Consider the following 24,319-nt stretch of genomic DNA (forward strand, 5'->3'; position numbering starts at 1 on the left):
TACGGGGAACCAATGCCTCCTACGGCAGCGCCGCCCCGATAGCGGAGCTATCGCGGCCAACCATAGAACATATAGCGCAACTTCAAAATGCGCCAACGAGGGAATGGGCTCGCTACTTTCATCCGCTGTAGCGCCGCCACAGGTAGTCCCCTCGCTCGTGCATCTCGAAAGTTGCGCAATCTAAAACGTGCGTTTGATGATTGCAGCGGCGACTATTTGCCTGCCGCTGGCAGCAACGATTCCTCCAGCTTCAGCAGTTCGGCCACAATCTTGGTCGTCGCGCCAATCTCGACCGAACTAGTCCCCATCCAGGTTTCGTATCCACCCAGACGATGCTGTTCCGGCGTCGGCAGATAGCCGAAGGAACCATTGGCCAGTTCGATGGTGAACGACTTGGCCAGCGGCGTGCGCGCTTTCAGTTCGAGACCCGTTTCGGTAAACGTTTCAAACGGAATCGCCGTAATCGCCAGATCGCCGATTCGCAGCGCTTGCAACGGGATCGAAAGCTCGTCGGGCGATTCTTGCAAACGATCGGTTCGATCGGCGTAGATCAGCTCACGACTATGCTCTGGCTTGCCGCCAGCTTTCGCACGGGCGCGAACTTCCTGGAAATGTTCGATCATTTCCGGTGTCGGCTTACGCACTTTCAGCGGCAGTTCGCTCGCGGCGGCGTCAAGCGTGACATAGGCCTGAAACTCCAGCTTCTCGTGCGCTTCCTGTACCTTCGTTGCGACCTTCTCGGCCACTTCTTGCATTTTTTCGTATCGCCCGTAACGTTTGCCGTTCTTCTCGGAAAAATTGATGTTGTTGACGTCGCCGCTGGTGCCGTTCGACAAGATGCCGACAAAGGCAGGCGTCTGGTCCGTTGCGTTCAGCTTCTTCTCGATGAACTTGGCGAAGTAGCCAAAGTAATCGGCCGAGACATCGCCGGCGGGAACGCCGCCCACATAGTGCAGCGAGTAGTTCGCCAACAGCGCAATCGGGCGCCCCTCTTTGCTTTGGATCGAGATGAAGCTGATTTCGGGATCGGTGGGACCAGCCGGGCGATCGAGCGCGGCGCTTCCCTTGGGTGGATTCATGCGGACGCGATCAATGCCGCCAAACGGATTGGTCAGCAGCCCGGCGTCTTTGACATACCAGCGACGATTGAAAACCTCGGACGGTTCGTCAATTGCGCCCCAGCCAATCTGGGCAGGCTCCAATTGATTGATCGCGCGGCGAACTCCGTCGGCGATGCGACCCGCGAGAAACGTTTGGTAATCGGTCGGCTCGGCGTTCGGCAGAATGTAGAACGGGCCGCGAGCGGTCGTCGCCGAATGCGTGTGGGTCGCCGACATTAATTGATGACTCGCGGGGATCCCAGTCTCTTTGCTGACCTGCTCTTTGGCGGCGTCAAAGACTTCACGGGGAATGCCGACATTGTCGCAGACGACGATCGCCAGCTTGGTCTGACCGTCATCCAGCACGATGCAGCGCGCGTGCAGCTCGTCATGAATATGGGTCGCTGGGAAAGGTTTCCAGCCGCCGACAATCTTTTGCCCCAAAGGAGGCGTGATATTGCTGGTTACCGCGCCGGCACGGAAGACCGGCTTGGCCTCTTCCGCGGCAAAAGCCGAAACACAGGATGATATTACGAGACATCCCGCAAGCAAGAGGAGCGGCGTGTTTGAAAAGCGTGGCATTGCGTTTCTCCGTCGAACGTCAGGTGGGAAATGGGCCGCGGAGGTTAGATCAATCGTGTGGGACGGCAACAGCCGGATCGATCGTCACACAAGGAGGGAGCTGTTGCGTCATCGTGTTGCGGCAGGATTTGATATTATCCGATCGACAAGAGGCCGACAATCAAAATCTGGCGGCGGAAAGAAATGAGCAGGATTCCCCCAGATGGCGTGAAAGCGGACCGCGATCGGGATACTCGACAATCGGCGTTTGGCCTACCGCATCACAGATGCGTTCCAATACGCCGTGTCTAACGACGCCGCTTAGTTCTGATCGGCGCCATCTTTTTCTTTTTGCGACAAATAGCGACGCAGATAGAGGGCCCGCTCTGAGTTGCGCCCCGCCGTGTCCAACGGTCCGCCGCGCAGCTTTTGCAGATGAGCCGGTTGGGTGTCGACAAACAGCTTGTTGATGTCGGCGATTAGCAGATCGTCGATCAAGCCCAAGTTGACCCCCATGCGGACGCTCGACAGCAAGTGCATCGTCTCTTCGCTGCTGATCGTCTGGGCGGTGCGCAAAATTCCGTAGGCGCGGCTGATCTTGTCGTGCAGATCTTGCTGGTTCTGCTTGAGCAGAAAGTCGCGGGCGCGGCGTTCGTAGTCGATGATCATCGGCACGACGTCGTGCACCTGATTGCGGAGTTCAATCTCGCTGCGGCCGAGCGTGATTTGATTGCTGATCTGGTAGAAGTCGCCCATCGCCTGCGAACCTTCGCCGTACAAGCCGCGGACGGCCAGGTTGATCTTTTGCAAACTGCGGAAGACTTTCTCGATCTGCTGCGTGATCACCAGCGCCGGCAGATGCAGCATCACGCTGACGCGCATGCCGGTGCCGACATTCGTGGGACAAGCGGTCAAGTAGCCCAGCTTGTCATGAAACGCGTAGGTCAACTTGCTCTCGAGCAGGTCGTCGACTTCGTTGATTTGGTCCCATGCGGCGACCAGGTCGAACCCGCTCTTCATCACTTGGATGCGCAGGTGATCCTCTTCATTGATCATCAGGCTCAAACGCTCGTTGGCGTCGATCGCGACGCTACGCGCGCCTTCGGCTTCGACCAGCTCGCGGCTGATCAATTGGCGCTCGGCCAGAAAGTGTCGATCGACGTCCGAAAGTTCGTCGACGCGCATGTAGGCCAGGTCGGTCAACTGCGGGACCTCAGCCAGGCGATCGCGCACCGCTTTGTCGATTGCGGCGCGATCGGTTGCGGTGCAGCGACGGATGAAGGGAAACTCGGCGATGTTGCGGGCCAAACGAATTCGGCTGCTAATGACGATGTCGGATTGAGGGCCTGCACCCTTCATCCATTCGCCGGCTCGTCCTGTCAATTCGTTAAGGTCCACGTTCATCCTTGGGCACACATTGAAGTGGCGAATTCGGTTGGGTAATTACCGCGCTGGAGTCGGCGCCTTAGACGGTATGATCGTCCTCGGATTGCTCTTCGCCTTCTTCCAAGTTGCGAATCGTATCGCGCAGTTCGGAAGCGCGCTCGTATTGTTCGAGCCGGATCGCTTCGTTCATCTCACGCCGTAATTGTATCAGTTTCGTTTGGCTCTCGGTGCTGCGCTTGTGCGTCAGGGGATGTTTCCCCTTATGAAGCAGATCGCCATGGATGTTCACGATCAACGGCTCCAGTTCGCTGGCGAAAAAGACATAGTCATGCGGGCAACCAAGGCGCCCTTGATTGCGGAACTCAAAGAAGCTGATGCCGCAAATCGGACAACATTTTTCGTCCAGCTTTTCCAGTTCTTTCGCCGTGTCGGCGACTTTTAACTGCTGAGCCAACATGCCGGCCAGCGACGCTTTGCCAGGCATGCCGGTTCCCGGGGTCTGCATCAGGTACTTTTGCGCGCAGCCCTCGCAGAGATGAATCTCTTGCGGCTGTTCGCCGGTTAGTTCCGTGATATGGAACGTCGCCGGTTTTTCGCATTGCTGGCACTTCATACCCACACCTCTTTTCACATCGAAGAGCGACCGGCGAAGCGAACCTTTGTCGCGACTGCGCCACTACATCCGTAGCGCCGGCCGCCGGATACGTCGACCTAAAGTCAGCCGTCGGACCTAGATAAGCCGCCAACGGACAATTGGATTCTATCGGGGCAGGGGGCTGCGTCAAGACGATCGAACCGAAGCATGTAGTCGCCCTCGCGCGGCCTAAGTCGTGCATTTGCACTGGCTTACCGTCGCGCCGGCATTGCCGCTGGGCCGCCCCCTTGCTAGGCTTGGACGCAGCCCGTTTGGTCACTTTGCTATCACCATTTCCCGGCCGCTGCAGGCCGCCAGAAAACCTGATGCCGCACGCACCTGACTTCGCCCAATTTTCCAAACTGGCCGCCGACCATGATATGGTCCCTGTTTTTCGGCGGTTGATCAGCGATTCACTGACTCCGGTTTCGGCGTTTCACAAGCTCGACGAGGGGCGGCCAGCCTGTTTGTTCGAAAGCGTGATCGGCGGTGAGAAGATCGGCCGCTACAGTTTTCTCGGGTTTGAGCCTGACTATCACTTGGCTGCGACACGTAGTGAAGTCACCGTCACCACCGGCGACAAAATTGAAAAGTTCACTTGCGAGAATCCGCTAGAAGAGCTGCGCCGCCGTCTGGCCGATGTACGCGTCGCCCACCTGGATGGGTTGCCTCCGTTTACGGGCGGAGCGATCGGATACGCCGGCTACGACGTGATTCGCTACGTCGAAAATCTGCCGAACGCCCCCGAAGATGATCGCGGACTGCCTGATCTTTCCTTCGGCTTTTATCACCAATTGGTTGTTTTTGATAACGTCGCCAAAACGGTCGACGTGATCGTGCTAGCCCGCTGCGACGCCAAAGATGACGCTGGGCTGAAAAAAATATTTGCCACCGCTTGTAGCGAAGTCGATCGCATCGTCGCCAAGTTGGCCACTTTTGACGCGCAGCTCGTCCCGACCGATATCGACACCGGCGGCGCGGTGACGCTGAAGTACGAGTCGAACTTCACGCAAGACGAATTTGAAAATGCGGTCCGCGGCTGCGTCGAGTACATCCGCGCCGGCGACATCTTCCAGGTCGTGATCAGCCAACGCTTGCAGACGGCGATCAGCTGCGATCCGTTCGAGATTTATCGAACGCTAAGAATTGTGAACCCGAGCCCGTTTATGTTCTTTCTGCGGACCGCCGAGACGACGCTGGTCGGCAGTTCGCCCGAGATTATGGTTCGCGTCGTCGACGGACATGTCACGGTCCGACCGTTAGCGGGCACCCGCCCCCGCGGCAAGAACGAAGAAGAAGACAACGCGCTGGCCGAAGAACTGTTGGCCGATCCCAAAGAACGAGCCGAGCATGTCATGCTGGTCGATCTGGGCCGCAATGATGTGGGTCGCGTCGCCCAGTATCGCAGCGTCGAGATCTCGGACGTGATGGTGATCGAACGCTATAGCCATGTGATGCACATCACCTCGAACGTCACGGGGCAGTTACGCGACGATTGCGATGCGTTCGACGCACTGGCCGCTTGTTTGCCGGCCGGAACTGTCTCAGGCGCTCCCAAAGTTCGCGCGATGGAAATCATCGACCAGTTCGAGACCCGTCGCCGCGGTCCTTATGCCGGCGCCGTGGGCTACATCGACTACAGCGGCAATATGGACACTTGCATTGCGCTGCGCACGATCGTCATTCAAGATGGCGTCGCCTACGTTCAAGCGGGCGCCGGCATGGTCGTCGACAGCGACCCGAGCAGCGAATATCAAGAGACGCTGAATAAGGCGCGGGGATTGTTGAAGGCGATCGAGATTACCGAGCGGCGAGCGGGCAAGTCTCCCTGATTTTTCCGCTTTAATCATCCGATCCAGCCGGCTACGATTTCTTCGATTTGCTCGCCGTTGAGCGTCTCGTGGGCGGCCAGGTTGTCGGCGATTGCGGCTAGGGCGGCCCAGTGATTTTCGGCGTCGAGTAATGAATGGAGTTGCCGCGTCGCATCCTCTAGATAGCGAAGCCGCTTCTTCTCATCGCGAAACAGGGGAGTCGCCGCTTCCCACGCCGCCGCCCAGTCGGGGGCCCACTCAGCGACATGGCCAGGGTGATACGGCTCGCCGCTATAGAGCATCTCGGCGACCGGTCCAGCCAAAGCGACCAGCACCATCTTCTCTTGGCGCTGCTTGGCAGTGAACTGCGAGAGTCGCCATTCAATTTGCGCATCGCCAAACCGCTGCGGCCCGTCGTCATCTTCCGGCTCAATGGTCAAGCGGCGAACGCGAGCGCCGACCAGGACGGCCATGAACGCGTGACCCGATTCGTGATAGGCGATGGTTTCTTCGTCGTCATCCATGATCGGCGTTTGGGGGGCTAACAATTGGTTGGGAGTAGGAAGTTGTGCAACGTTGACCGCGACGTTGACGATGGTTGCTTAGCCGGACTTCAGCCAGGTGAGCTAGGCAATCATTGCATCTCTCGACGCTGACCGACAACTCCTCTTCTAGCGAAGCCAAGAAGTCAGATGCTCTCGTCAAGTTGCGCCCCTGCTGATCTTTGCAGTAGTCAACGACGAACGGAACTTCAGTAGCCATCCGACATCGCCGATTTTGGTTGATGCTTCCGCAGGAAAACAGGGGAGAATAGGAAGCGAAGATTGTCGCTTGACGAAGCGCACAGATTTCCGGTCGAATTCTAGCCGAGCTCGAACTAGAAAAAATCGCCTTTGCTCAGAAGCGGTGAAAGCAGGCGAAACCTCCGCTTTGCCGCGATCAGCAGTGAATACGATATCGGTCGATATTCGCTCCCCACAAATTTGTGGAGCGGCGGCGGTAGGCGATTGCGCCCCACTTATCCATCAGGGCGATGCGGCGATACGCCCGACTGGTCGCTACGAGCGGACCGTGGGACACCAGTCCTGTCCAACACAGTCGGCTGCGCCAAAAGGCTCCAACGAATATCCAGGCAGCTTGGGTGGTTTGAGGGAAAAAGAGCAGCGATCCTGACCACGCGCCAGCCCCAAAAAAAAATGCGCTGCTGTCCAGTCCACATTGTGAAACGATTCACAAAGGTCGCGACTCGGATAACAAATGGAATCCAAATGACCGTAAAGTGCTCCCCATTCAAAATAGAGGCAGATTATTCATCACCCTTGCGTCAGACCACAAAAGCAACGCCGCGGTCCGGTCCACCCACTACTTCGAAAAAAGCGTCGTGGTCCGGTCCAGTCCGCTCCTCAGAAAAAAACGTCGCGGTAGAGTCCACTCCTTGGTCTTAAAAAAATGGTGCGGTCCAGTCCGGTCCATCGAGTCACTTCGAGATTTGATATGATTTCTCGATCGCCTCCCGCCTGTGATCGCTCGATCCTCGTCCTGCCCAACGCCGCTTTGCGACCAGATAAAGCAACTTTGATATGAAAAAGCTCTTTCAACCCGATCCTCTGCGGATTCTTCCCGTGGGTCATCAGCCGACGGCCGATCGTGCGCCGGATGAGCTCGCCGCAGGTTCGCCGGCTTGGCTGCGGGATGATCTGATCGAGATGCTCGACGCCGATCAGGTATTGTCGCGGCCGATTGACCTAATCAAGTACGCGAGCGACGCGAGTCCCTATCGGTTGTTTCCGAAGGTGATTGTGCTGCCGCGGCATGTCGAAGAGGTGCGGCAGATTTTTGCTTACGCGAAGCGAAAGCAATTGCCGGTGACGATTCGCGCCTCGGGCTCAAGTCTCAGCGGTCAAGCGCAAGGAGACGGCATCTTAATCGAAGCGCGGCGTCACTGGGCCGGTTGGACAATCGAAGAAGAAGGGCGCCGCTTGCGGGTGCGCCCCGGCACGGTCCTGTTTCGCGCTAACTTGGCGCTCGCGCCGCACGGTTATCGCTTGGGGCCTGATCCGGCCAGCGGCAGCGTCTGCACAATCGGTGGCGTGGTCGCGAACAACTCCAGCGGCATGTGCTGCGGCACTGCCCAAAATTCGTACCAAACGATCGAGTCGCTGACCTTCCTGCTGCCGACGGGGCACTTGATCGATACGGCGAACCCGAATGCTGCCGAAGATTTTGCGAGTGCGGCGCCTGAGTTGAACGCAGGCCTGCTCGAAATCAAACGGGAGATCGAAGCGGACGCTCCGTTGGTCGAGCGGATCCGCCGCAAGTTCAGCATCAAAAATACGACCGGCTATCACATGGAAGCGTTCCTGGACGCCGACACGCCGCTCGAGATTTTCCGACGCCTGCTGATCGGATCGGAAGGGACGCTCGCCTTTTTGTCCGAAGCCGTTTTTCGAACGGTTCCTGACGACAAGCAACGTCTGACGGCGTTTCTGATTTTTCCCGACATGTACGCGGCGGCGGCCGCGGTCGCTCCCTTTGTAGAAGCAGGCGCGGCGGCGGTTGAATTGACCGATCGCGCGTCGCTTCGTTCGGTCGAAGGGAAGCCGGGCGTGCCGGACCGTTGGCGCGAGCTGGGCGAGACGGCGACCGGGCTGTTGATCGAGTTCCGCGAGAGCACCGCCGAACTGCGTGACGCCGCCCTGTCGGCCGCAAACAAGGTGTTGGCCAGCTTGAACCTGGTCGAGCCGGCCGAGTTTACGACTGATCGTCGCTTGGCGGCGCAGTTTTGGAGCGTGCGCAACGGCTTATTGCCGTCGGTCGGCGGATCGCGCCCGGCCGGTACTTCGCTGATTCTCGAAGATGTCTGCTTTCCCAAAGATCGTCTGGCGGATGGCGCGATTGATTTGCAACAGTTGCTTGCCCGGCATGATTACGAGGGTTTTGTATTTGGGCATGCGTCGGCGGGCAATTTGCACTTTTTAATCACGCCGTCGCTCAACACGCAGGCCGACATCGATCGCTATGACGCGTTCATGGCCGATGTGGTGGCTCTTGTCGTCGACAAATACGACGGCTCCCTCAAAGCGGAGCACGGCACCGGTCGCAACGTGGCGCCGTTTGTGGTGCGCGAATGGGGACCCAAGCTGACTGGGCTGATGTGGAAGCTGAAGCGGCTGACCGATCCCGATGGGATACTCTCGCCAGGCGTACTGTTGTCGGAAGACGTCGCATCACATCTGCAGAATTTGCACACGACGCCGATCGTTGAAGACGAAGTTGATCGCTGCGTCGAATGCGGTTACTGCGAGCCGGTTTGTCCGAGCCGCAATCTGTCGACGACGCCGCGACAGCGGATCATTTTACGACGCGAAATGATGCGGCAACCGGCCGACTCGCCGGTCACGCTGGCGCTGCTGCGCGATTACGAGTACGAAGCGATTGAAACCTGCGCCGGCGATGGCGTTTGTGCGATCGCTTGTCCGGTCAACATTAACACCGGCAATTTGATGAAAGAGTTTCGTCGTCAAGAGCACTCGGCGACGCAAGAGTATGTCGCCAAAAAGGCGGCCCAAAATTGGTCGACGGTCGAAAGCATCACGCGTACCGCGCTTCGCGCCAATCAACTCTCGGCAAGTACCTTGGGCGAGTGGCCCGCCAAAACGATCACCGGCGCATCGCGGGCGATCGTCAGTCACGATCTAGCGCCGGCATGGCTCCCCAATTTGCCGGCGGCGGCCGATACGAAACTTCCGCAGACCGATCCCGCCAACGCGACGGCGGTTTACTTTATGGCCTGCGTCAATCGGATCTTCGGCGATTCGCCCGACGCCAAGCCGGCGCCCAGTTTGGCCCAAGCGATGGTCGCCGTGTCGGCTCGCGCCGGCATGCCGGTCTATATTCCCAGCGACATCTGGGGAAACTGCTGCGCCACGGTCTGGCACTCAAAGGGTTATGACCAGGGGAACGCGTTTATGGCCAACAAGATTGTCGAAAGCCTTTGGCGCTGGAGCGACGCGGGCCGACTGCCGATTGTCTGCGACGCGTCGTCCTGTACGCTTGGGATCGCCAGCGAGATTCTCGAGTACCTGACGCCGGAGAATCGCGAGCGACACGCGCAGCTCTCGCTGCTCGATTCGATCGACTGGGCGCACGACTTTTTATTGCCGCGGTTGCAGATCGCGCGGCCGGTCGGCTCGGTCGCTGTTCATCCTACTTGTGCGACGCAGCATCTGGGATTGGGAGAAAAACTACGCGCTCTCTGCGCGGCCTTGGCGCTGGAGACCGTCGTGCCGATTCACGCAACCTGCTGCGGTTTCGCCGGCGATCGCGGGCTATTGCATCCAGAGCTAACCAAAGCGGCGACCGCCGAGCAAGCGGCCGAACTGGATCATCGTGAGTTCGACGGCTATGTCTCAAGCAATCGAACCTGCGAAATCGGCATGAATCAGGCGACCGGCGCCGACTATCGATCGGTCCTATTTTTGCTGGAAGAATTGACGCGGCCTGAGGCGGCGTCTTCGTCATGAAGAAAACTCGGGCCCTACGATCATCGGCTGCGCGTGGGGCAGGGTAGTGAAGGTGAAGTCGTGGCCGGTGATTAGTTCGCCATCGACCGAGAACTCGAACTCTTTCTCGCTGTGGAGGCCGATTTTGGCGGCTCGGCGGTAGAAGACGGACTCGTGATCGAGGTAGTTGCCTTGCAGAAAGCTGGCGGCGATCGAACCGAGTTCGATCAGCCCTTCCCCTTGCAGACCGGTCACTTCCAGTTGACCGTCGTTGACCTTGGCCTGGGGAGCGATTTCGACGCCGCCGCCGACGGTGCGTCCGTTGGCGATCGTGAGCGTCCAGAGATCCAGTTCCAGCGGCGCGTCGTCATCCAGCGTCAGCCGAAGCGGATACTTTTCGAGCTCGGGGAGCGCTTCGAGACTGCCGCGCGCGTAGGCGAAGGGGCCCCAAAACTGTTTCACCTCGTCGCTGACGCGGTCTTCGACTTTGCGCTGATTGCCGCCGGCCGCGACATTGATAAACCATTTCGACTGACCGTCATATTCCAGCTTCACCACGTCAACGTTCGTGGTCTGATTGGCTCGGATCGCCGCGATCGCCGCGGTGGGATCGGGCGCATAGCCGAGCGAACGAACGAAGTCGTTGCCGGTGCCTAGCGGTACGACGGCCAACGTCGGCCGCACGTCTCCCGAATGAAGGTGATGGATCATGCCGCTGATTCCACCATCTCCGCCGGCGACGATGACCAGGTCGTTATCGGTGACCTGATCGAGACAGCGGCAAGCCTGTTCGAAGGATTCGGTTTCGTGAAACGAATCGCCGGCGAGGGCCAGGAGTTCGAGCTTCGCTTCTTCGGCGACGGCGCCTTGGCGAGCGTTGCGATTCCAAATGACGAAGTAACGGCGCATCGGTGGTGCCTGCTAAAGGGGGTGGAACAGCGGATCCCCATCCTAGAGCAGATCTGGCGCCAAATCGACAATGGGTCGATTGCTCGGACAAACATGCTCCCAGGCAAGCCAGCGTGAGCGTCAAGTGATCGTCGGCAAGGTTGGTTGATCGTCGCACGAGCAACGCCGCTTAGTGCGTGATCTTCTGCAGGATGGCCCCTTGGCCGATGCGGATTTTCGGCTCGTCCGTCGTTTCGGCGGCAACCGCTGCTTTCGGGCTGATCGCCAACGCGACCCAACCGTCGTACAGGGCCAATTGGCTCAGCTCAAACGATTGCAGCCGCGAGTCGTCGGCAACTTGCGGCGGAATGATCGGTAGTGAGCGTTGCTTTGAGAAGACCTTCGCGAAGACCGCTCGCAACGCGATCTGACCGCCGAAGCCGAGTTCTGATCCGTCTAACTTGATCGTCCCTTCCCGGACCAATTCGGCTCGCAGGCCTGTGATTTGGGGAGAGTAGGCGACGATGACGCGGAAGTTGCGATAGATGCGACTGCCGTTGGCCAGTTCGGCCAATCCGAGCGACATTTCGACCTTGCCGTCATAGATGCGGATTTCGATCGGATTCTCATCGGCGAAGACAACTTCAATGCCTTCCGGAAGCTGTTCGAGCAGGCTGCCTTCGGATTGCGGCAGACGGCCTTCGATTTGGCGAACGACATCGTCCAGCCGATAGCGCCGACCGGCCAGGTTCAATTGTCGTACGCTGTTATTAAGGGTCGATTCGTGCAGTTGCATGCTAAAGGCCGAGTCGGCAAATGCGACCGGACGCGGCGTGTGGGCCGCAAGCTGCATGTCTCCTGCGATGCGGAAACGCCCCACGAGTTGATCGCTGGTCGTGTTTAAATCGATAACGGCAGGAGCAAGTCCCATCGTGCGCAGCGGATCCACCGCCAGGTTGAGCAGTTTGTCTTGCCAGAGCTCGACCTTCTCGTTGAGCCCTGCGTCGAGTTGTTGCGTTGCGTTTTGTTCGACTTTGTATTCGACCACGCGACGCGCTTCGAGCTGCTTCGCTTCGGATTGGTTGCGAGCGACTGAGCGAACGATCGAGCCAAGGAGCGGCACTTCATCGTAATCGGTTCGCAGGCCGTTGATGCCGGTTGTAGTTTGGGCCGACGCCGTCGCCGGCGACACCCAAAATCCGAGCGGATTCACGACCAGCTGTTTGGATGCCTGATAGCGCGAGCGACCATGGTTGAAGACGGTCACCGGGCCGGAGCTGCTGGAGGTGTTGCTATCGACAACGCCGTAGACATCCAATTGCACGCGCCATTGAATCGGATCGGGCGAGAGACGGATCTTCAATTCGGTTTCGCGGCGACTTCGCCCTCGTACGCGGTTCCCCAGGATTGTGTCGTCCACATCTTGTTCGGCCGGCTCCATCTGCGGCAACAGTGCGTCCATAAACGAGGCGTTGACCGCGATCCGGCAATTGGCGTTGCGATAATGCTGATCGATCAACACCGCAAGAGCCGTCAGCCCCGTGTCGGAGCTGTAGCTGAGCGATTGACAAGAGTCGGCTAAACGAATCGCGTCGATCGAGGCCAATGTCGTTTCAAACTGTTCCATTTGCATCAGCGCCGTCGCCAGCGAGACGTCTTCCGCCGCCCAGACCGTCAACTCTTGTTGGAACGGAGCGAAAGCCGGTTGGGTAAGAACCTGCTTTTGCGCGTCGTTCAACTCCGCTGATTCCATGCGGCGAAGTACTTTACGAGCGAGCGTGCGTCGCTCCACTTCGGGATATCCCAGCGACATCGCGTCGCGAATGTGGTCGAGTAACAGAAAGTCGCTCCAGCTTAATAGCTCGCCGCCGGTTCGCAACTCGGCTTCGACCGCGTTGAGCGGCGTCGCCATCTGCTGCGGATCAAGCGGAGGACGTTCGGCGATGGCGCCAGATTGAGCGCAAGCATGCAGCGGTCGCCAGATCGCCAAGCGTCGCTGCAGCGCGAAGCCGACTTGCAGCATGTCAGTCCGTTTCCACGAATAGCCCAATTGATCGGCCAGCGTCGAAGCGTCGTTGTGAATCACGACCAACGCATCCAAGCTCTCCGTCGCTTCGCTAGAATCGAGCGGGAGCCCTGCTAGCTGGTCCAGCTCTCGATTCAGTCGAGCGGCCCAAGCTTTGCATTCGGGATGAAACGCAACTCGTTCGGCCAAAGCTCGTAATTGGGGCGCCGGCGGCCAGACTTCGGCCAGCGGCTCATTCGAGAGGATCGGCTCGGAGATGATCAGCCGCGTACGATCAGGCGCTTCTTCGGGGCGAACCGTCGCTGAGGCGCGTGGCAACGAAGGAAGGACTGGGTCGGGGATATCGGTACGCGGCGCCGGACTTGCGAGCATCGCTTGTTCGACCGGCGGCTCGGATGGCGAATCGGTCGGAAGCGGGGGGGTAAGATCGAGCGAGAACTGCTTTTCGACACGCGGTGCAATTTCGGCTTGCTGCGGGCGTGAACTGGGATCGGCGAGCGTTGGGCCCTTGGCGGCGAGTTGCTCCGGGCGTTTGGCGAGGGTCGGCTCCCCTCGGGCGGGCGCTGGTCGTTTCGCCGGGGTCGGTTCTCCCTTGGCCAACGTCGGAACTGTGGCCGGGGTCGGTTCGCCTTGGAGCCGAGCTGGGGGCTTATTGGTTTTGGGCGGCTGGGGAGCGATCGGCGCAGCCGGTTGCGCTGCGGCCAGACGGCTGTCATGGCTGGGCGCTTCGGATTGCTGCCAGAGCCAGGGAGATGCCGCACTAAGCCCTAGCAGTAATACGCCGTAAGCCCAATAGGCTGGGTGAAGGATTTGCGGGTTCCGCCTAGAAGTCACCTTGGTATGCCCCTCGAGAAGTGGCCTGTCCGCTGCGAGCCCGAAAAGGGACGTAACCCTAAAATCGGATTCTCTGCCCGCGTAGTGAAATCCGATTCGCGCAAACAATACTGGGAAGCGGGGATTTTTCACAGAGGAAGTGAACTTGGCGCGACGCTAGCTGGTCAACTCGCCTAAATCGCGCAAGATTCCCACCACAGCCGGCGAATACTCGCGGACATCCCACGCTTCGGCATAGGGCAGGCTAGCAAAGTCGAAACGCTCGTCGGACTCGACCACAAAGATGCTGTCCGGGGGGGCGGCTGCTATCATCTGGTTGATCAGCGCCAGCATTTCGTCCGCCTGGCTGATGAACAGTTCGTACGGTGGGCTGCAAAAAACGACCCACGGCGTCTCGTCAAACTTGGGTAGACGTCTGGCCCAGAAGAAGGTGTTGGCGGCGAACAGCTGTGCGCGATCGCTAAGACCCAGATCGTCGAGATTCTGCCGCACGAGTTTCGAGGTCGGAATGTGACGTTCGATAAACGTCGCTCCGACGGCCCGGCGGCTCAGCGCTTCGATCCCGAGTGCGCCGGTTCCGGCGAACAGGTCGATCGCGTATTTCCCTTTGATTGCTGGGCCGATCAGGTTGAAGACAGCGGCGCGCACGCGCTGTTTCATGGGGCGAGTCAACTCATCGCCTGAATAGACGAGCTTTTTGTTCTTGAAGTCCCCACCAATAATCCGGATCGGCGCATCGAGCCGCGGCTCTTTGTCGGAAGAGCGCGGGTTCGATTTCGGTTTCCCAGGACGGCTAGGCATTCCGCTACAATCAATTGTTTGGACATCAGAATAATCTATCCAGACGACCAGAATTGCAGGTCGTCGTCAACCGGATCTGACCAGACGAAACCCCATGAGCGACATCATTCCGTGACCGACATTGAGCAGGCCAGCGAGCTAGAAAAGCAGATCCAGCGCCATCGGCGCGCCCAGATCTTGTCGGTTGCGATCGGCAATGGGGCGACGCTGCTGATGTTGGTAGGGCTGATGCTGCAGTGGCCCGTATTGGCGTTTGGAGGAGCCGGAACAACGGCGATTTGCTTTGTCTCGATCCTGTGGCGCGGCTGGAAGTCGGCGGGCGCGGCGAAAAAGCTGGATCAGTGTCGCCAAGAAAAAACCCCGGCCTGAAAGGGCGAGGCGGAACACCCTTACAGGCCATTGGGGTCGAACTTCTGGCCCAGGCAAAGGCCGAAGTATCATCGAAAGGCGAGCCTGACTATCTAGCCAGGCTCGCCATGACATTTCTCATTAGGCGCCGTGAGTTACGGCTCCCGAAGTCGAAGTCGACATGGCCGGGGATCCGCCGGGCGTGCCGCCGAGCGATTCCGAGACCAAGTGCGGCGGGTAGGCGTACATCCCGTGTTCGGTGATGTCCAAGCCCTTGATTTCTTCTTCAGCCGGAACGCGAAGTCCGATCGTGAATTTCAGCAAGAGGAAGATCACCAAGCTGGTGCCGAAGGCCCAACCGAAGCCGGCCGCAACACCGATCGCTTGCGTGATCAGCTGAGCCGATCCGCCACCGGTCAGAATGCCGACATCGCCGGCCCACAAACCGATCGCCAAGGTTCCCCACGCTCCGCACACGCCGTGCACCGAAACGGCGCCGACCGGATCGTCGACTTTGATCTTGTCAAAGAAGACGCAGGAGAAGACGACGAGCACGCCAGCAACCAAGCCGGTCACAGCGGCGAACATCGGCGACATGATATCGCAGCCCGCGGTGATGCCGACCAAGCCAGCCAAGGCGCCGTTCAACGCGAACGAGGTGTCAGGCTTCTTGAACATGATCCACGAGACGGCCAGAGCGCTGATGGCGCCAGCGGCCGCCGACAGGTTAGTCGTCACGGCGATGTAAGCGAAGCTGCCGCCGCCAACCGCGGTCGTGCTGCCCGGGTTAAACCCGAACCATCCCAACCACAGGATGAAGACGCCGAGTGCGGCCAACGGGATGTTGTGACCCGGAATCGGCTTGATTTTTCCATCGGCGGTGTACTTGCCGATACGCGGACCGATGACGATGGCGCCGGCCAAAGCCGCCCAACCGCCAACCGAGTGAACAACCGTCGAACCAGCGAAGTCCAGGAAACCCATGCCTTCGAGCCAGCCGCCGCCAGCATACAAACCACCCCAGCACCAGCTGCCGAAGATCGGGTAAACGATAAGCGTGATCAGGAACGAGTAGCAGAGGTACGAGACGAACTTGGTGCGTTCCGCCATGGCGCCGGAGACGATCGTAGCGGCCGTCGCAGCGAACACGGTTTGGAAGATCAAGAAGGCCCAGTTAAAGCCGACGTTCGAGTTGGTTTCCAAGGCCGCATCACTGGCGCCGTCAAAAATGAACAGCGTCGTGCCGCAGAAACCATTGGTCGCTCCGAACATCAAACCAAAGCCGACCAGCCAGAACACCAACGACCCGACGGAAAAGTCCATCAAGTTCTTCATGATGATGTTACAAGCGTTTTTCGCGCGAGTGAAACCACACTCGACCAACGCGAAACCAGCTTGCATAAAGAAGACGAGGAACGCAGCCAAACAAGTCCAGAGAGTATCGACATCGCCTTGGAACGCAGCGAGGTCAGCACTCAGCGATTCAATCGTCGGAGGCGCTTCCGCTTCTTCGACTTCTTCTTCCGCCGCCATTTCAGCAGCGGGAGCACCTTCAGCAGCTTCTTCCGTCGCGGCGCCGTCTTGCGCTCGCAGCGGGGCGGCGACTACCATCGCAACCGCCAGTGCACAAAGCGTGCACCATAATTTCGGGTTAAGGGAGAGGGAGCTCAACATGGGCCATTACCTTAAGTAGGAGTGAAAACAGTCAGCCTCTATTGCCAGGGCCAAATTTTTTAGGTCCATCTTTCATGTTTGCCTTTCTCGGCAACCGCCAGAAAAACGAACCACACGTGCACGATCGGGTGGAAAAGCAACCGTCGTGCCACGCGGTGCTGGCGCCATTTGTGAAAAAGGGAGAGAAATTGGCGCAAATAGCGACAAACCGTGTAGTGAGAAGTAGTTGCAGCCGACGACGGTTTGTTCATAAACCAGAAAGATTTTGCGCCAGTTGGTCACTTTGCTGCGATCATGCGCATGGACTCTGCGCGATCTCTTAGCAATCGGCCGCCTGAATCGCGGCATTTCGTCCGGTGATGGAAGATGAACGGACCGCAACGGGCCGTTTCAGCCGGTTAGAGGCAGAACGATTTCCAGAACGCATTACGACGGCGCGAGACCAATTTGCCCCCGAGAATTCGTCGATCAGGGAGTTACCCAGCAGGGTGAAAGCAACGCGCGTCTAGGCTGCTTTCGACACCGGCGGCTCGACGCCGCGAAGAAGGGGCGCTAAGGAGAAGCGATCGAATCAATTCGGACGACGCGAGCTCGCCCTTGTTCGTCGATCATTGCGACGGTCTCGGCCTGAATAGTAAAGGGGCCGAGCGAAAACCCGCCCAAGCTGCATTGACTGGGGATCTGGTAGGCCGACCGGGCCAGGACGGCGCGATAGTAGGTGGGGAGCAGCGGGTTCGCAGCGGGATCGAAGATGACGGTCGGCTGAGTTTGCGTAATCGCGCCAAAAATCAGTTCTCCGCCGGCCAGCTTATTGCCGTTCAAATGGGTTTGAACTTGGCCGACTTCATATGGCAGATAGTTAAGATCGGGATCTGCAAACGCAAAATTGGCCCCTTGCACCGTATTGGATCCGGCCATCTCGGCGGCCATTTGCCGCGGGGTCTGCGTCGAGATCTGATTGTTCACGGCAAGCAGTTGGTTCCATTCGATCACTCCGGCCAGCGCGCCGGCTTCCAGGGCGTTCTCGACTTCAGCGCGAGCCAGCCACAAGCGGCCCGTTTCGATCGTGAAGATCAAGCCTGTTAATGCTAACGGCATAATGACAATCAGCCACAAAACCGAGACTCCGCGACGCAAGCGTCGCGTGTTCGATCGGCGTTGATGATTTTGGCGCTGCATGACCGGTTCAATTGACGAGCGAAAGAAGGAAATTGGTAAGAAAGTCGTCGAAAATCTAGGGAAGGCTGATCGGCGCGGTATTGAGCCGGTGCGTCGTCGTTTGCGACACGATTCGCCCGGTAATATCCATCCCAAAAGTCTTTAAAAGGTTGGGCGTGAGCCCCGTCATCGGCGTTTGAATTGCAACGCGAACGCAGGGACGAGATGTCGGCAGCAGGTCAAGCAATTCGGTGGGCGCAGGGTAGCTAGCGCCGGCGTTCAACTGCGTCATCGGACCGACCGAATTGTGGACCAAAATGATCCGTCGACCCGGGAGATTTAAGGTTTCGAGCTGTCGATCGACGGCGGCGATTACGACCTCAGGCGGAGCGCCAGTCGCGGGTAGATCGATCCGCGAGGCGACCAACGCGCCCGCGCGGCTGGCCGCTTCCAATCGCTGCAAGTTGGCGTAAAGCAGATAAAACTCCACGATGGCCAGCAGCAAGATAAGGAGGATCGGCAGCGTCAGGACCAGTTCCAGCACGACCCCGCCGCGACGGGGGGGAGATGAACCCGCGCCTCTTTGTTTATGCGATTGTAGGTGGTCTGGGTGAAACAAGCGGATCGTTCTACATGGGGGGAGGAGGATGATCAGCGGCTCTTATTCATTAACGTGAGCCGCGATCTCGTCGTCAACCGTTTCTTGGCGATATTGGCGCAAGTTTCGACATATAGGCCGGTTATGCGCTTTGGCAAGGAATGCAAATAAAAAGTGATATCGGAAGTTGAAAGCGGGTGACCGCGTTATTACCGTGGGGTTTAGCTAACGTGCGCGTTTGGCGAAAACTCGTTTGACTTTGCAGGAAAGCGAGTTCTGGATGTTACTCCCCCCACCCAGCTACTACGGATTTCGCGCTACGATGAATTTTTTGACATCTCGATTACGCAAACTTGCCCGCAATGAGTGTGGTGGCGTGTTTGTCGAGTATCTGATCCTCCTCACATTGATAGGGATCGGGGCGATTGCAGGTTTGGCGACGGTGCGCGGAGCACTGTTAAACGAGTTAATCGATCTGGCGAACGCGATTTCGCAAATCCAGATTTAGAACTTGGGCCGCGGTTGAGCGGCTCGATTGTCTCACAACTCGTTTTTAACGCTTTAGCAGAAATGCCTGTCTGTATGCGCGCTCTGATTCCCAAAATGGTGTCGATTCGAAAGCGACTGCGCTCTGGCGTGCAAACGTTGGAGTTAGTCATTGCTTTTCCGTTGCTATTGATCGCATCGTTGGCGATTGTGCAGTTCGCCACGCTCTCGGCGTTCCAAGCCACGGTCGAAGCGGCCGTGGCCGAAGCGGCCCGCGAAGCGGCGAAGACGATTGATCCTCTCGACGCGCCGCAAACGGCGCTAGTGACCTTCAATCGGGCGATGCAATTGCATGGAATCACGACCAGCACGCCAGAAATCGCACTCGCGATTGATCTCGTCGGATCACACACCGTGTATGGCGATTCCGCAATCACCCTCGCGCCTGGCTCGGTGATCGGCAATGAAGTTCGCGTCACCGCGGCGGTTTCCCTGCGTGCTGCTCCGACCCTGAACTTGCTGAAAACGTTCGGGCTCGATTTTGACCAACGTACCATTGAGACGACCCATGTTAGCGGCGCCTAAACAGGAGCAACTTGGCATGGATCCTGCCGCCGAAAACAGCCACGAAGCCGAAAAGCATGCGGCTGCGCCGGTCTTGAGCGACCGCTACGCACTTTCGGCAATCGACTTTGTCGTGGTCTGCACGTTCGTCGCCGCCTATCTGCTCTTTTACTACTTGCCCTTGCCGTCGGTCGGCGTCTGGCGCGATGTCAACGTTGGCCGCGCTATCCTGGCCCAGGCCAGCTTGCCGTCGCATCCGTTGCAGATGCCGCTTGCCGCCGGAACGCCGTATCGGGCGACCCATTGGCTGGCCGATGTTTCGCTGGCGCTGGTGGATCGCATCGGCGGGGCAGAAGCGATTTCGTTGGCGGCGACATTGCTGGCGGTCGGATATCTCTTGTTCGTCTACTTTCTCCTTTGTCGCGGTCCTTACCCTTCGCTGTTGAAACTAGTCGCCGTGGTTTTGTCGGCGGCGACGCTGTTGTTTGACTGGCAAGGCTTGTCTCCGGCGCTGGCGTCGGCGGTCCGGTTGGCGTTGTTTCTGGCGCCGCTGGCGATCTTTACGCGTTGGCGGTCGCCCAATGGCGCTCCTTCGCTGTGGACCTGGATTGTTTCGCCTTTGGCGATCATTGCTTGGACCAATACGCATTGGACGTTTATCGCCGGCCCATTGTTGATCGGAGCGATTGCCTGCGGCGTCGCGAGCGACGCGTTTCGGCAAAGCGGTAAGCTGCGCGAAGCCTGCGGAAACCGCACCGTTCAGGCCTGGGCATGGCTCATGCAACTTTGCTTATTCGCGACGTTGCTTAATCCGTGGGGATTCGGCGTGTGGTCTGACGCGATCGCTCAGATCGCCGTTCCGCTTGATGGTTCGGCCCCGCTTGTCCTGTTTTCGCCGCTGGGCTTGGTCGTCGCTTTGTTCGTCATCGCCTTCGCCTATCTGCTCCGTCGTTCGCAAGTCGAAGTTTACGGCGGCGACGTCCTGTTGTTTGTCGTCGCGGCTGGCTTGGCGGCCTGCAATACGCATTTCGTCCTGACGTTTGTCGCGATCGCGACCCTGGTTTGTCTGCCGCTGACCGCCGGCATGTTTTCCCTCTCGCCCATCCGAACGAAGCTGACGACGTCCGACGCTGATCAAGAGCAGCGGCCGCTGCGATTCGTGTTTACGCTGTTTTCTCTCTTGGTGATCTGGATTGGTTTCGCGTTGAGTCCGATTAGCGCTTCGGTGCTGGGTGGAACTCCGCGTCCATTGGTGAAAGCGGTCGACGATCCGCCGGTGGGAGTCGTCCAATACTTCAACGAAAATCCAAGGCCTCGCTTTGTGTTCGCCCCGCTCGTCTGGAGCGACTGGATCGGGTACGCCGTGAGCGAATCGCCGGATCTGTTCGTCAGTTCCGATTTTGAACGGTTGCCGCAACAAGCGAAGTTTGACTATCGCCGCCTACTGCGAGGCGGCGCGGACTGGAAACGCGTGCTCGATCGTTATGCGGTCGACACGCTGGTGATCGACAAGCGGACGCAGGCCGACTTCGCGACGCAAGCGCTGGGCGACGTCGATGAGCAATGGCAATTGGCCTGGGAGAGCGATCGCGCTCTCATTCTGCAGCGGAGGATCGACTGATGCCGACGCCTGATTCCATCACGAAGCGCGCCATGAAGCCGGTCTGGTTCATCTTGGTGCAAGTCGCGCTGTTGGCGACCGTTTTCGCAGGCGTCGGATGGGCGCTGTCGCAAGATCGACGGCAGAGCGCTCCCCGTCTGCCGTCGCTGCGCAATACGGCCGAGCTCGTCTCTCCGCAGTATGACATGCCAGAGTTGATCACCGACGATCAGTTGCGGACGGTCTTGGTGCGACTGCGACCTCGGTTGCGTCACCAGCAACCGAAGATCAATCACGTCGACCATGCGTTGCGGTGTTGGGGCGCCGATGCGAAGTTCGCCGATCCCGAATGCCTTTCTGGCGAAGAAATGCGAAAAATGCTGACCGATATGAGCGTCTTCCATGAATACTGGGGAGACGCTTCGCGCGATCTGATCACGCCTGGTGAAATGGGGTGGGGCGTCCGCACGCAACAGGGAGCGGCGACTTCCAGTCATGTCGATCACACGTTGGCGACGCTTGCCGAAATCGGCACGCCGCTCGACTACGCAATTCAGTCAGGCGAAACTTCGCTGACGCTCCGAGAGCTGTTGGTCGGCGCGCTGCAAGACTTCCGTTTGAACCAGCAAGAATACGAATGGACGACGATCGCCGCCGCCACCTTCGCCGCCGATAACTCGGCCTGGGTGTCGCGCGAAGGTGAGCGAATCACGTTTGATCAAATGGCGCAGCGATTAATGCGTCAACAAGCGGTGCAAGGCGTTTGCTACGGCAATCATCGCCTGTTCACGTTGGCCGCGCTGTTGCGTTTGGACGAGCAGGTCGGGATTTTTCAAGACAACGTGACGCGCGACGAGATTGTCGCTCATTTAACCGACGCGACTCGCCGGCTGATCGAGAGTCAAAACGACGCCGGTTACTGGGATCAAAATTGGTATAACGCCGAGCGAGATCCGATCGACGACGGGCTTGCCGATCCGTTGTCGCGGCGCTTACTAGCGACCGGTCATGCGCTGGAGTGGTGGGCGATCTCCCCCGCTGCGGTACAGCCCCCGCGTGAGACGAAGATCCGCGCGGGACAGTGGTTAGCGACCGAAGTTGAAAAAATGAGCGACGACGTTATTCGTGATAACTACACCTTTTTAAGCCATGTCGGCCGAGCGCTGGCGCTGTGGCGGGGCGCACTTCCCGCGCAGCAGTGGAGCCGTCTCGAGTGCGATCAGGCCCTGAAATTAGCAACGACAACTTCCGGCGAAAGTAACGCTTCGCCCAGTTCAGAATAAGGATCGCTAGCATGCGACTATTAAATCGACTTTGGTCCGACGAATCGGGTTTCGTCAATTCGGCCGAATTGTTATTGTTCAGCGTCATCGTCGTGATCGGTTTGATCGTGGGTCTAGCGGCGCTACGCGACGGTATCGTGCAAGAGTTGGCTGACACTGGGCAAGCAGTCGGACAACTCGATCAATCCTACGCAGTGGAGTTTCAAAGCGGCGGATATCTGCAAGTGATGGGCGACAAGGTCGTCGTCGACAACACGTTCGGCGATCCACTGGGCGGGAACGTCCATGTCGTTACCAGCTTTAATAACTTCAGCTATGCGGATCTACCCGATCTCGGCGACGGCCCAGACGTCGCAGGATCTGAGCCGGGTGGGATCGTCATCGGCGGTAACGACACGGATGAAAACGGGACCGCGCCATCTCCCCACCCTTAGTGGAGAACGGATCCCTCGGCGTGGTCCCCTTGCTGGCCGTGTTAGAAGAAAAAATGGTGAAGCCTGCTAGTCAGCGCCGTTAAAGCCATCACAATCTACGCTTCCTACCTGACAGAATCATGAATCGACATACGAACAACTTGCGATCCATCAGGGTAAATCTCGCGGTAGAGCTTTGGCGCGATGAGCGCGGAGTCGCTTCTGCGTATGGCTTGATCTTGATCGCAACAGTTTTAATTTTAGGCGCGATCGTCGGCTTGACGAGTTTGCGTGACCACGTTGTGCAGGAGTATGGCGATCTCGGCGTGGCGATTGACAGTCTTGATCAATCGTTTGCGTATGAGATCACCGTGACGCCGCCGATCGGTCCGTCGCAGGTTGTCGTTTCGGCGGCCTATGTGGACGAAGACGAACTGGTTTGGGCGGATGAAGATGGTGAAGCGCCGGCGGGGCTCAGCTTTGGGCCGAACTACGCAGGCGGCGCCGGCGAAGACGCGCCGATTCCCTGAAGAAGTTTTGGTTTGTTGAATGTCGACCAAGGTCCTAGATCAGAACGCAATTTCTGTTTAAGGCCACCTAACGCAAAGTTCATTTTGTTAGTGCGACAAATCAAGTCCGTTGCGGCCTTGGTTGCGTGTTAGCAAGACCTTACCCTTCCCCATGTTTTTTGTTTTTTAGGATGTTTGATCTATGACTCTACTGAAGCGCGTTTGGAATGATGAAGCCGGTTTCATCGTCTCGACCGAATTGATCTTGATTGCGACGATCGTCGTCATCGGTTTGATCGTTGGCCTGTCCGCTGTCCGTGACGCGGTTACTTCCGAATTGTCGGACGTCGCTGGCGCGATCCAGGACTTGGATCAGAGCTACACCCTGTATGGCGTTACCGGCCACTCGGCCGCCGTCTCGGGCAGCGACTTTGGTGATGCGACGGATTTCTGCGATAGCAATGGCGATCCCGTCGGCGGAATCGACAATTGTATTGTGATCGATGATCGCAACGATGGCGACGAAGGCGGCTCGGCTCCGACCCCCAGCCTGTAGTGATTGCGTTGGTAAGCGTGTTCTATCCTGGCAGTTGCCAAGACGGATCGCCTTGTCCTACGCCAGCGTGTTGAAGAGTTTTTGCTGATTTCGCGGATCGGATGCCGCGACGAGTTTACTAAAGTTCCCCTCCTTTTTTGGAGTCTATGCACATGTCTTTGCTGAAACGTATTTGGAACGATGAAGCCGGTTTCATCGTCTCGACCGAATTGATCTTGATTGCGACGATCGTCGTCATCGGTTTGATCGTTGGCCTGTCGGCTGTCCGTGACGCGGTTACTTCCGAATTGTCGGACGTCGCTGGCGCGATCCAGGACATGGATCAAAGCTACACCCTGTATGGCGTTACCGGTCACTCGGCCGCCGTTTCGGGCAGCGACTTTGGCGACCAGCAAGATTATTGCGACGGCGACGACGATCGCAATGGCCGTATTGACAACTGCATCAATATCAATGGTCGCAATGATGGCGATGAGGGCGGCAACGCTCCGACGCCGAACCGCTAGTAGTTGGATGTTAAAGATGTCACTGAAATCGCCACACGTCGCTTTCAGTGAATGGGAAGAATCGAATGGAGAGATCGTCGG

21 protein-coding genes are annotated in these 24,319 nt (G+C 58.3%); 11 read left to right on the forward strand and 10 right to left on the reverse strand.

Going from position 1 to position 24,319, the window contains the following annotated elements:
* Window positions 1–212: 212 nt before the first annotated feature.
* From DSM3645_RS08475 to DSM3645_RS08485, 3 genes are all read right to left on the reverse strand, one after another.
* The gene (locus DSM3645_RS08475; RefSeq protein WP_002651705.1) at window positions 213–1,682 is read right to left on the reverse strand and encodes a neutral/alkaline non-lysosomal ceramidase N-terminal domain-containing protein; all 1,470 of its coding nucleotides are present in this window, start codon (window positions 1,680–1,682) and stop codon (window positions 213–215) included.
* A 300-nt stretch (window positions 1,683–1,982) separates the two neighbouring features.
* Window positions 1,983–3,065, reverse strand: coding sequence for a protein arginine kinase (locus DSM3645_RS08480; protein WP_002651706.1), 1,083 nt, complete (start codon window positions 3,063–3,065; stop codon window positions 1,983–1,985).
* Window positions 3,066–3,126: 61 nt separating this feature from the next.
* Window positions 3,127–3,660 (reverse strand): UvrB/UvrC motif-containing protein, encoded by a 534-nt coding sequence (locus tag DSM3645_RS08485; protein WP_002651707.1) that lies wholly within the window; start codon window positions 3,658–3,660, stop codon window positions 3,127–3,129.
* A gap of 347 nt (window positions 3,661–4,007) precedes the next feature.
* Here DSM3645_RS08485 and trpE point away from each other — a divergent pair, with 347 nt between their 5' ends.
* Complete coding sequence (gene trpE, locus DSM3645_RS08490; RefSeq protein ID WP_002651708.1) at window positions 4,008–5,513, forward strand: anthranilate synthase component I; 1,506 nt, start codon at window positions 4,008–4,010, stop codon at window positions 5,511–5,513.
* A gap of 14 nt (window positions 5,514–5,527) precedes the next feature.
* Here trpE and DSM3645_RS08495 read toward each other — a convergent pair whose 3' ends face one another.
* Window positions 5,528–6,016 carry a M50 family metallopeptidase gene (locus tag DSM3645_RS08495; protein WP_002651709.1) on the reverse strand — a complete coding sequence of 163 codons (489 nt, stop codon included), beginning with the start codon at window positions 6,014–6,016 and terminating at the stop codon, window positions 5,528–5,530.
* A gap of 1,056 nt (window positions 6,017–7,072) precedes the next feature.
* Here DSM3645_RS08495 and DSM3645_RS08500 point away from each other — a divergent pair.
* The gene (locus DSM3645_RS08500; protein WP_002651710.1) at window positions 7,073–10,015 is read left to right on the forward strand and encodes an FAD-binding and (Fe-S)-binding domain-containing protein; all 2,943 of its coding nucleotides are present in this window, start codon (window positions 7,073–7,075) and stop codon (window positions 10,013–10,015) included.
* On the opposite strand, the gene DSM3645_RS08505 is transcribed toward DSM3645_RS08500, so the two are convergent.
* From DSM3645_RS08505 to DSM3645_RS08515, 3 genes are all read right to left on the reverse strand, one after another.
* Entirely contained in the window at window positions 10,010–10,903 is an 894-nt protein-coding gene (locus tag DSM3645_RS08505; RefSeq protein WP_002651711.1) for a diacylglycerol/lipid kinase family protein, read from the reverse strand. The genes DSM3645_RS08500 and DSM3645_RS08505 overlap by 6 nt on opposite strands.
* Window positions 10,904–11,072: 169 nt before the next feature.
* Window positions 11,073–13,742, reverse strand: coding sequence for a hypothetical protein (locus DSM3645_RS08510; protein ID WP_131282340.1), 2,670 nt, complete (start codon window positions 13,740–13,742; stop codon window positions 11,073–11,075).
* Window positions 13,743–13,898: 156 nt separating this feature from the next.
* Window positions 13,899–14,543 (reverse strand): RsmD family RNA methyltransferase, encoded by a 645-nt coding sequence (locus DSM3645_RS08515; protein ID WP_002651713.1) that lies wholly within the window; start codon window positions 14,541–14,543, stop codon window positions 13,899–13,901.
* A 111-nt stretch (window positions 14,544–14,654) separates the two neighbouring features.
* On the opposite strand from DSM3645_RS08515, the gene DSM3645_RS08520 reads away from it, so the two are divergent.
* Window positions 14,655–14,912: a hypothetical protein gene (locus tag DSM3645_RS08520; RefSeq protein WP_002651714.1), complete on the forward strand. Its 258-nt coding sequence runs from the start codon at window positions 14,655–14,657 to the stop codon at window positions 14,910–14,912.
* 120 nt (window positions 14,913–15,032) lie between these two features.
* Here DSM3645_RS08520 and DSM3645_RS08525 read toward each other — a convergent pair whose 3' ends face one another.
* The 3 genes from DSM3645_RS08525 to DSM3645_RS08535 form a co-directional block, all read right to left on the reverse strand.
* On the reverse strand, window positions 15,033–16,565 hold the full coding sequence (locus tag DSM3645_RS08525) for an ammonium transporter (protein ID WP_237564780.1): 1,533 nt from the start codon (window positions 16,563–16,565) through the stop codon (window positions 15,033–15,035).
* Between the two features lie 552 nt (window positions 16,566–17,117).
* Entirely contained in the window at window positions 17,118–17,744 is a 627-nt protein-coding gene (locus DSM3645_RS08530; RefSeq protein ID WP_002651716.1) for a pilus assembly protein TadG-related protein, read from the reverse strand.
* Between the two features lie 55 nt (window positions 17,745–17,799).
* Window positions 17,800–18,267 carry a TadE/TadG family type IV pilus assembly protein gene (locus DSM3645_RS08535; protein WP_002651717.1) on the reverse strand — a complete coding sequence of 156 codons (468 nt, stop codon included), beginning with the start codon at window positions 18,265–18,267 and terminating at the stop codon, window positions 17,800–17,802.
* A gap of 334 nt (window positions 18,268–18,601) precedes the next feature.
* Here DSM3645_RS08535 and DSM3645_RS08540 point away from each other — a divergent pair, with 334 nt between their 5' ends.
* From DSM3645_RS08540 to DSM3645_RS08575, 8 genes are all read left to right on the forward strand, one after another.
* Window positions 18,602–18,829: a Flp family type IVb pilin gene (locus DSM3645_RS08540; RefSeq protein ID WP_131282343.1), complete on the forward strand. Its 228-nt coding sequence runs from the start codon at window positions 18,602–18,604 to the stop codon at window positions 18,827–18,829.
* Between the two features lie 95 nt (window positions 18,830–18,924).
* Entirely contained in the window at window positions 18,925–19,392 is a 468-nt protein-coding gene (locus tag DSM3645_RS08545) for a TadE/TadG family type IV pilus assembly protein (RefSeq protein ID WP_131282346.1), read from the forward strand.
* Window positions 19,376–20,992, forward strand: coding sequence for a hypothetical protein (locus tag DSM3645_RS08550; RefSeq protein WP_002651720.1), 1,617 nt, complete (start codon window positions 19,376–19,378; stop codon window positions 20,990–20,992). The genes DSM3645_RS08545 and DSM3645_RS08550 overlap by 17 nt, the downstream gene beginning before the upstream one ends.
* A complete protein-coding gene (locus tag DSM3645_RS08555; protein ID WP_002651721.1) occupies window positions 20,992–22,254 on the forward strand; it encodes a hypothetical protein in 1,263 nt (420 codons plus the stop codon). Before DSM3645_RS08550 ends, DSM3645_RS08555 begins: the two co-directional genes overlap by 1 nt.
* A gap of 11 nt (window positions 22,255–22,265) precedes the next feature.
* Complete coding sequence (locus DSM3645_RS27925; RefSeq protein WP_002651722.1) at window positions 22,266–22,688, forward strand: hypothetical protein; 423 nt, start codon at window positions 22,266–22,268, stop codon at window positions 22,686–22,688.
* Window positions 22,689–22,807: 119 nt separating this feature from the next.
* Complete coding sequence (locus tag DSM3645_RS27930) at window positions 22,808–23,197, forward strand: hypothetical protein (RefSeq protein WP_002651723.1); 390 nt, start codon at window positions 22,808–22,810, stop codon at window positions 23,195–23,197.
* Window positions 23,198–23,378: 181 nt separating this feature from the next.
* Window positions 23,379–23,732, forward strand: a complete 354-nt coding sequence (locus DSM3645_RS08570) for a hypothetical protein (RefSeq protein WP_002651724.1) — start codon at window positions 23,379–23,381, stop codon at window positions 23,730–23,732.
* 152 nt (window positions 23,733–23,884) lie between these two features.
* Window positions 23,885–24,238, forward strand: a complete 354-nt coding sequence (locus DSM3645_RS08575) for a hypothetical protein (protein ID WP_002651725.1) — start codon at window positions 23,885–23,887, stop codon at window positions 24,236–24,238.
* Window positions 24,239–24,319: the final 81 nt, after the last annotated feature.

Source organism: Blastopirellula marina DSM 3645 (assembly GCF_000153105.1).
In the GTDB taxonomy this organism is placed as follows: domain Bacteria; phylum Planctomycetota; class Planctomycetia; order Pirellulales; family Pirellulaceae; genus Blastopirellula; species Blastopirellula marina.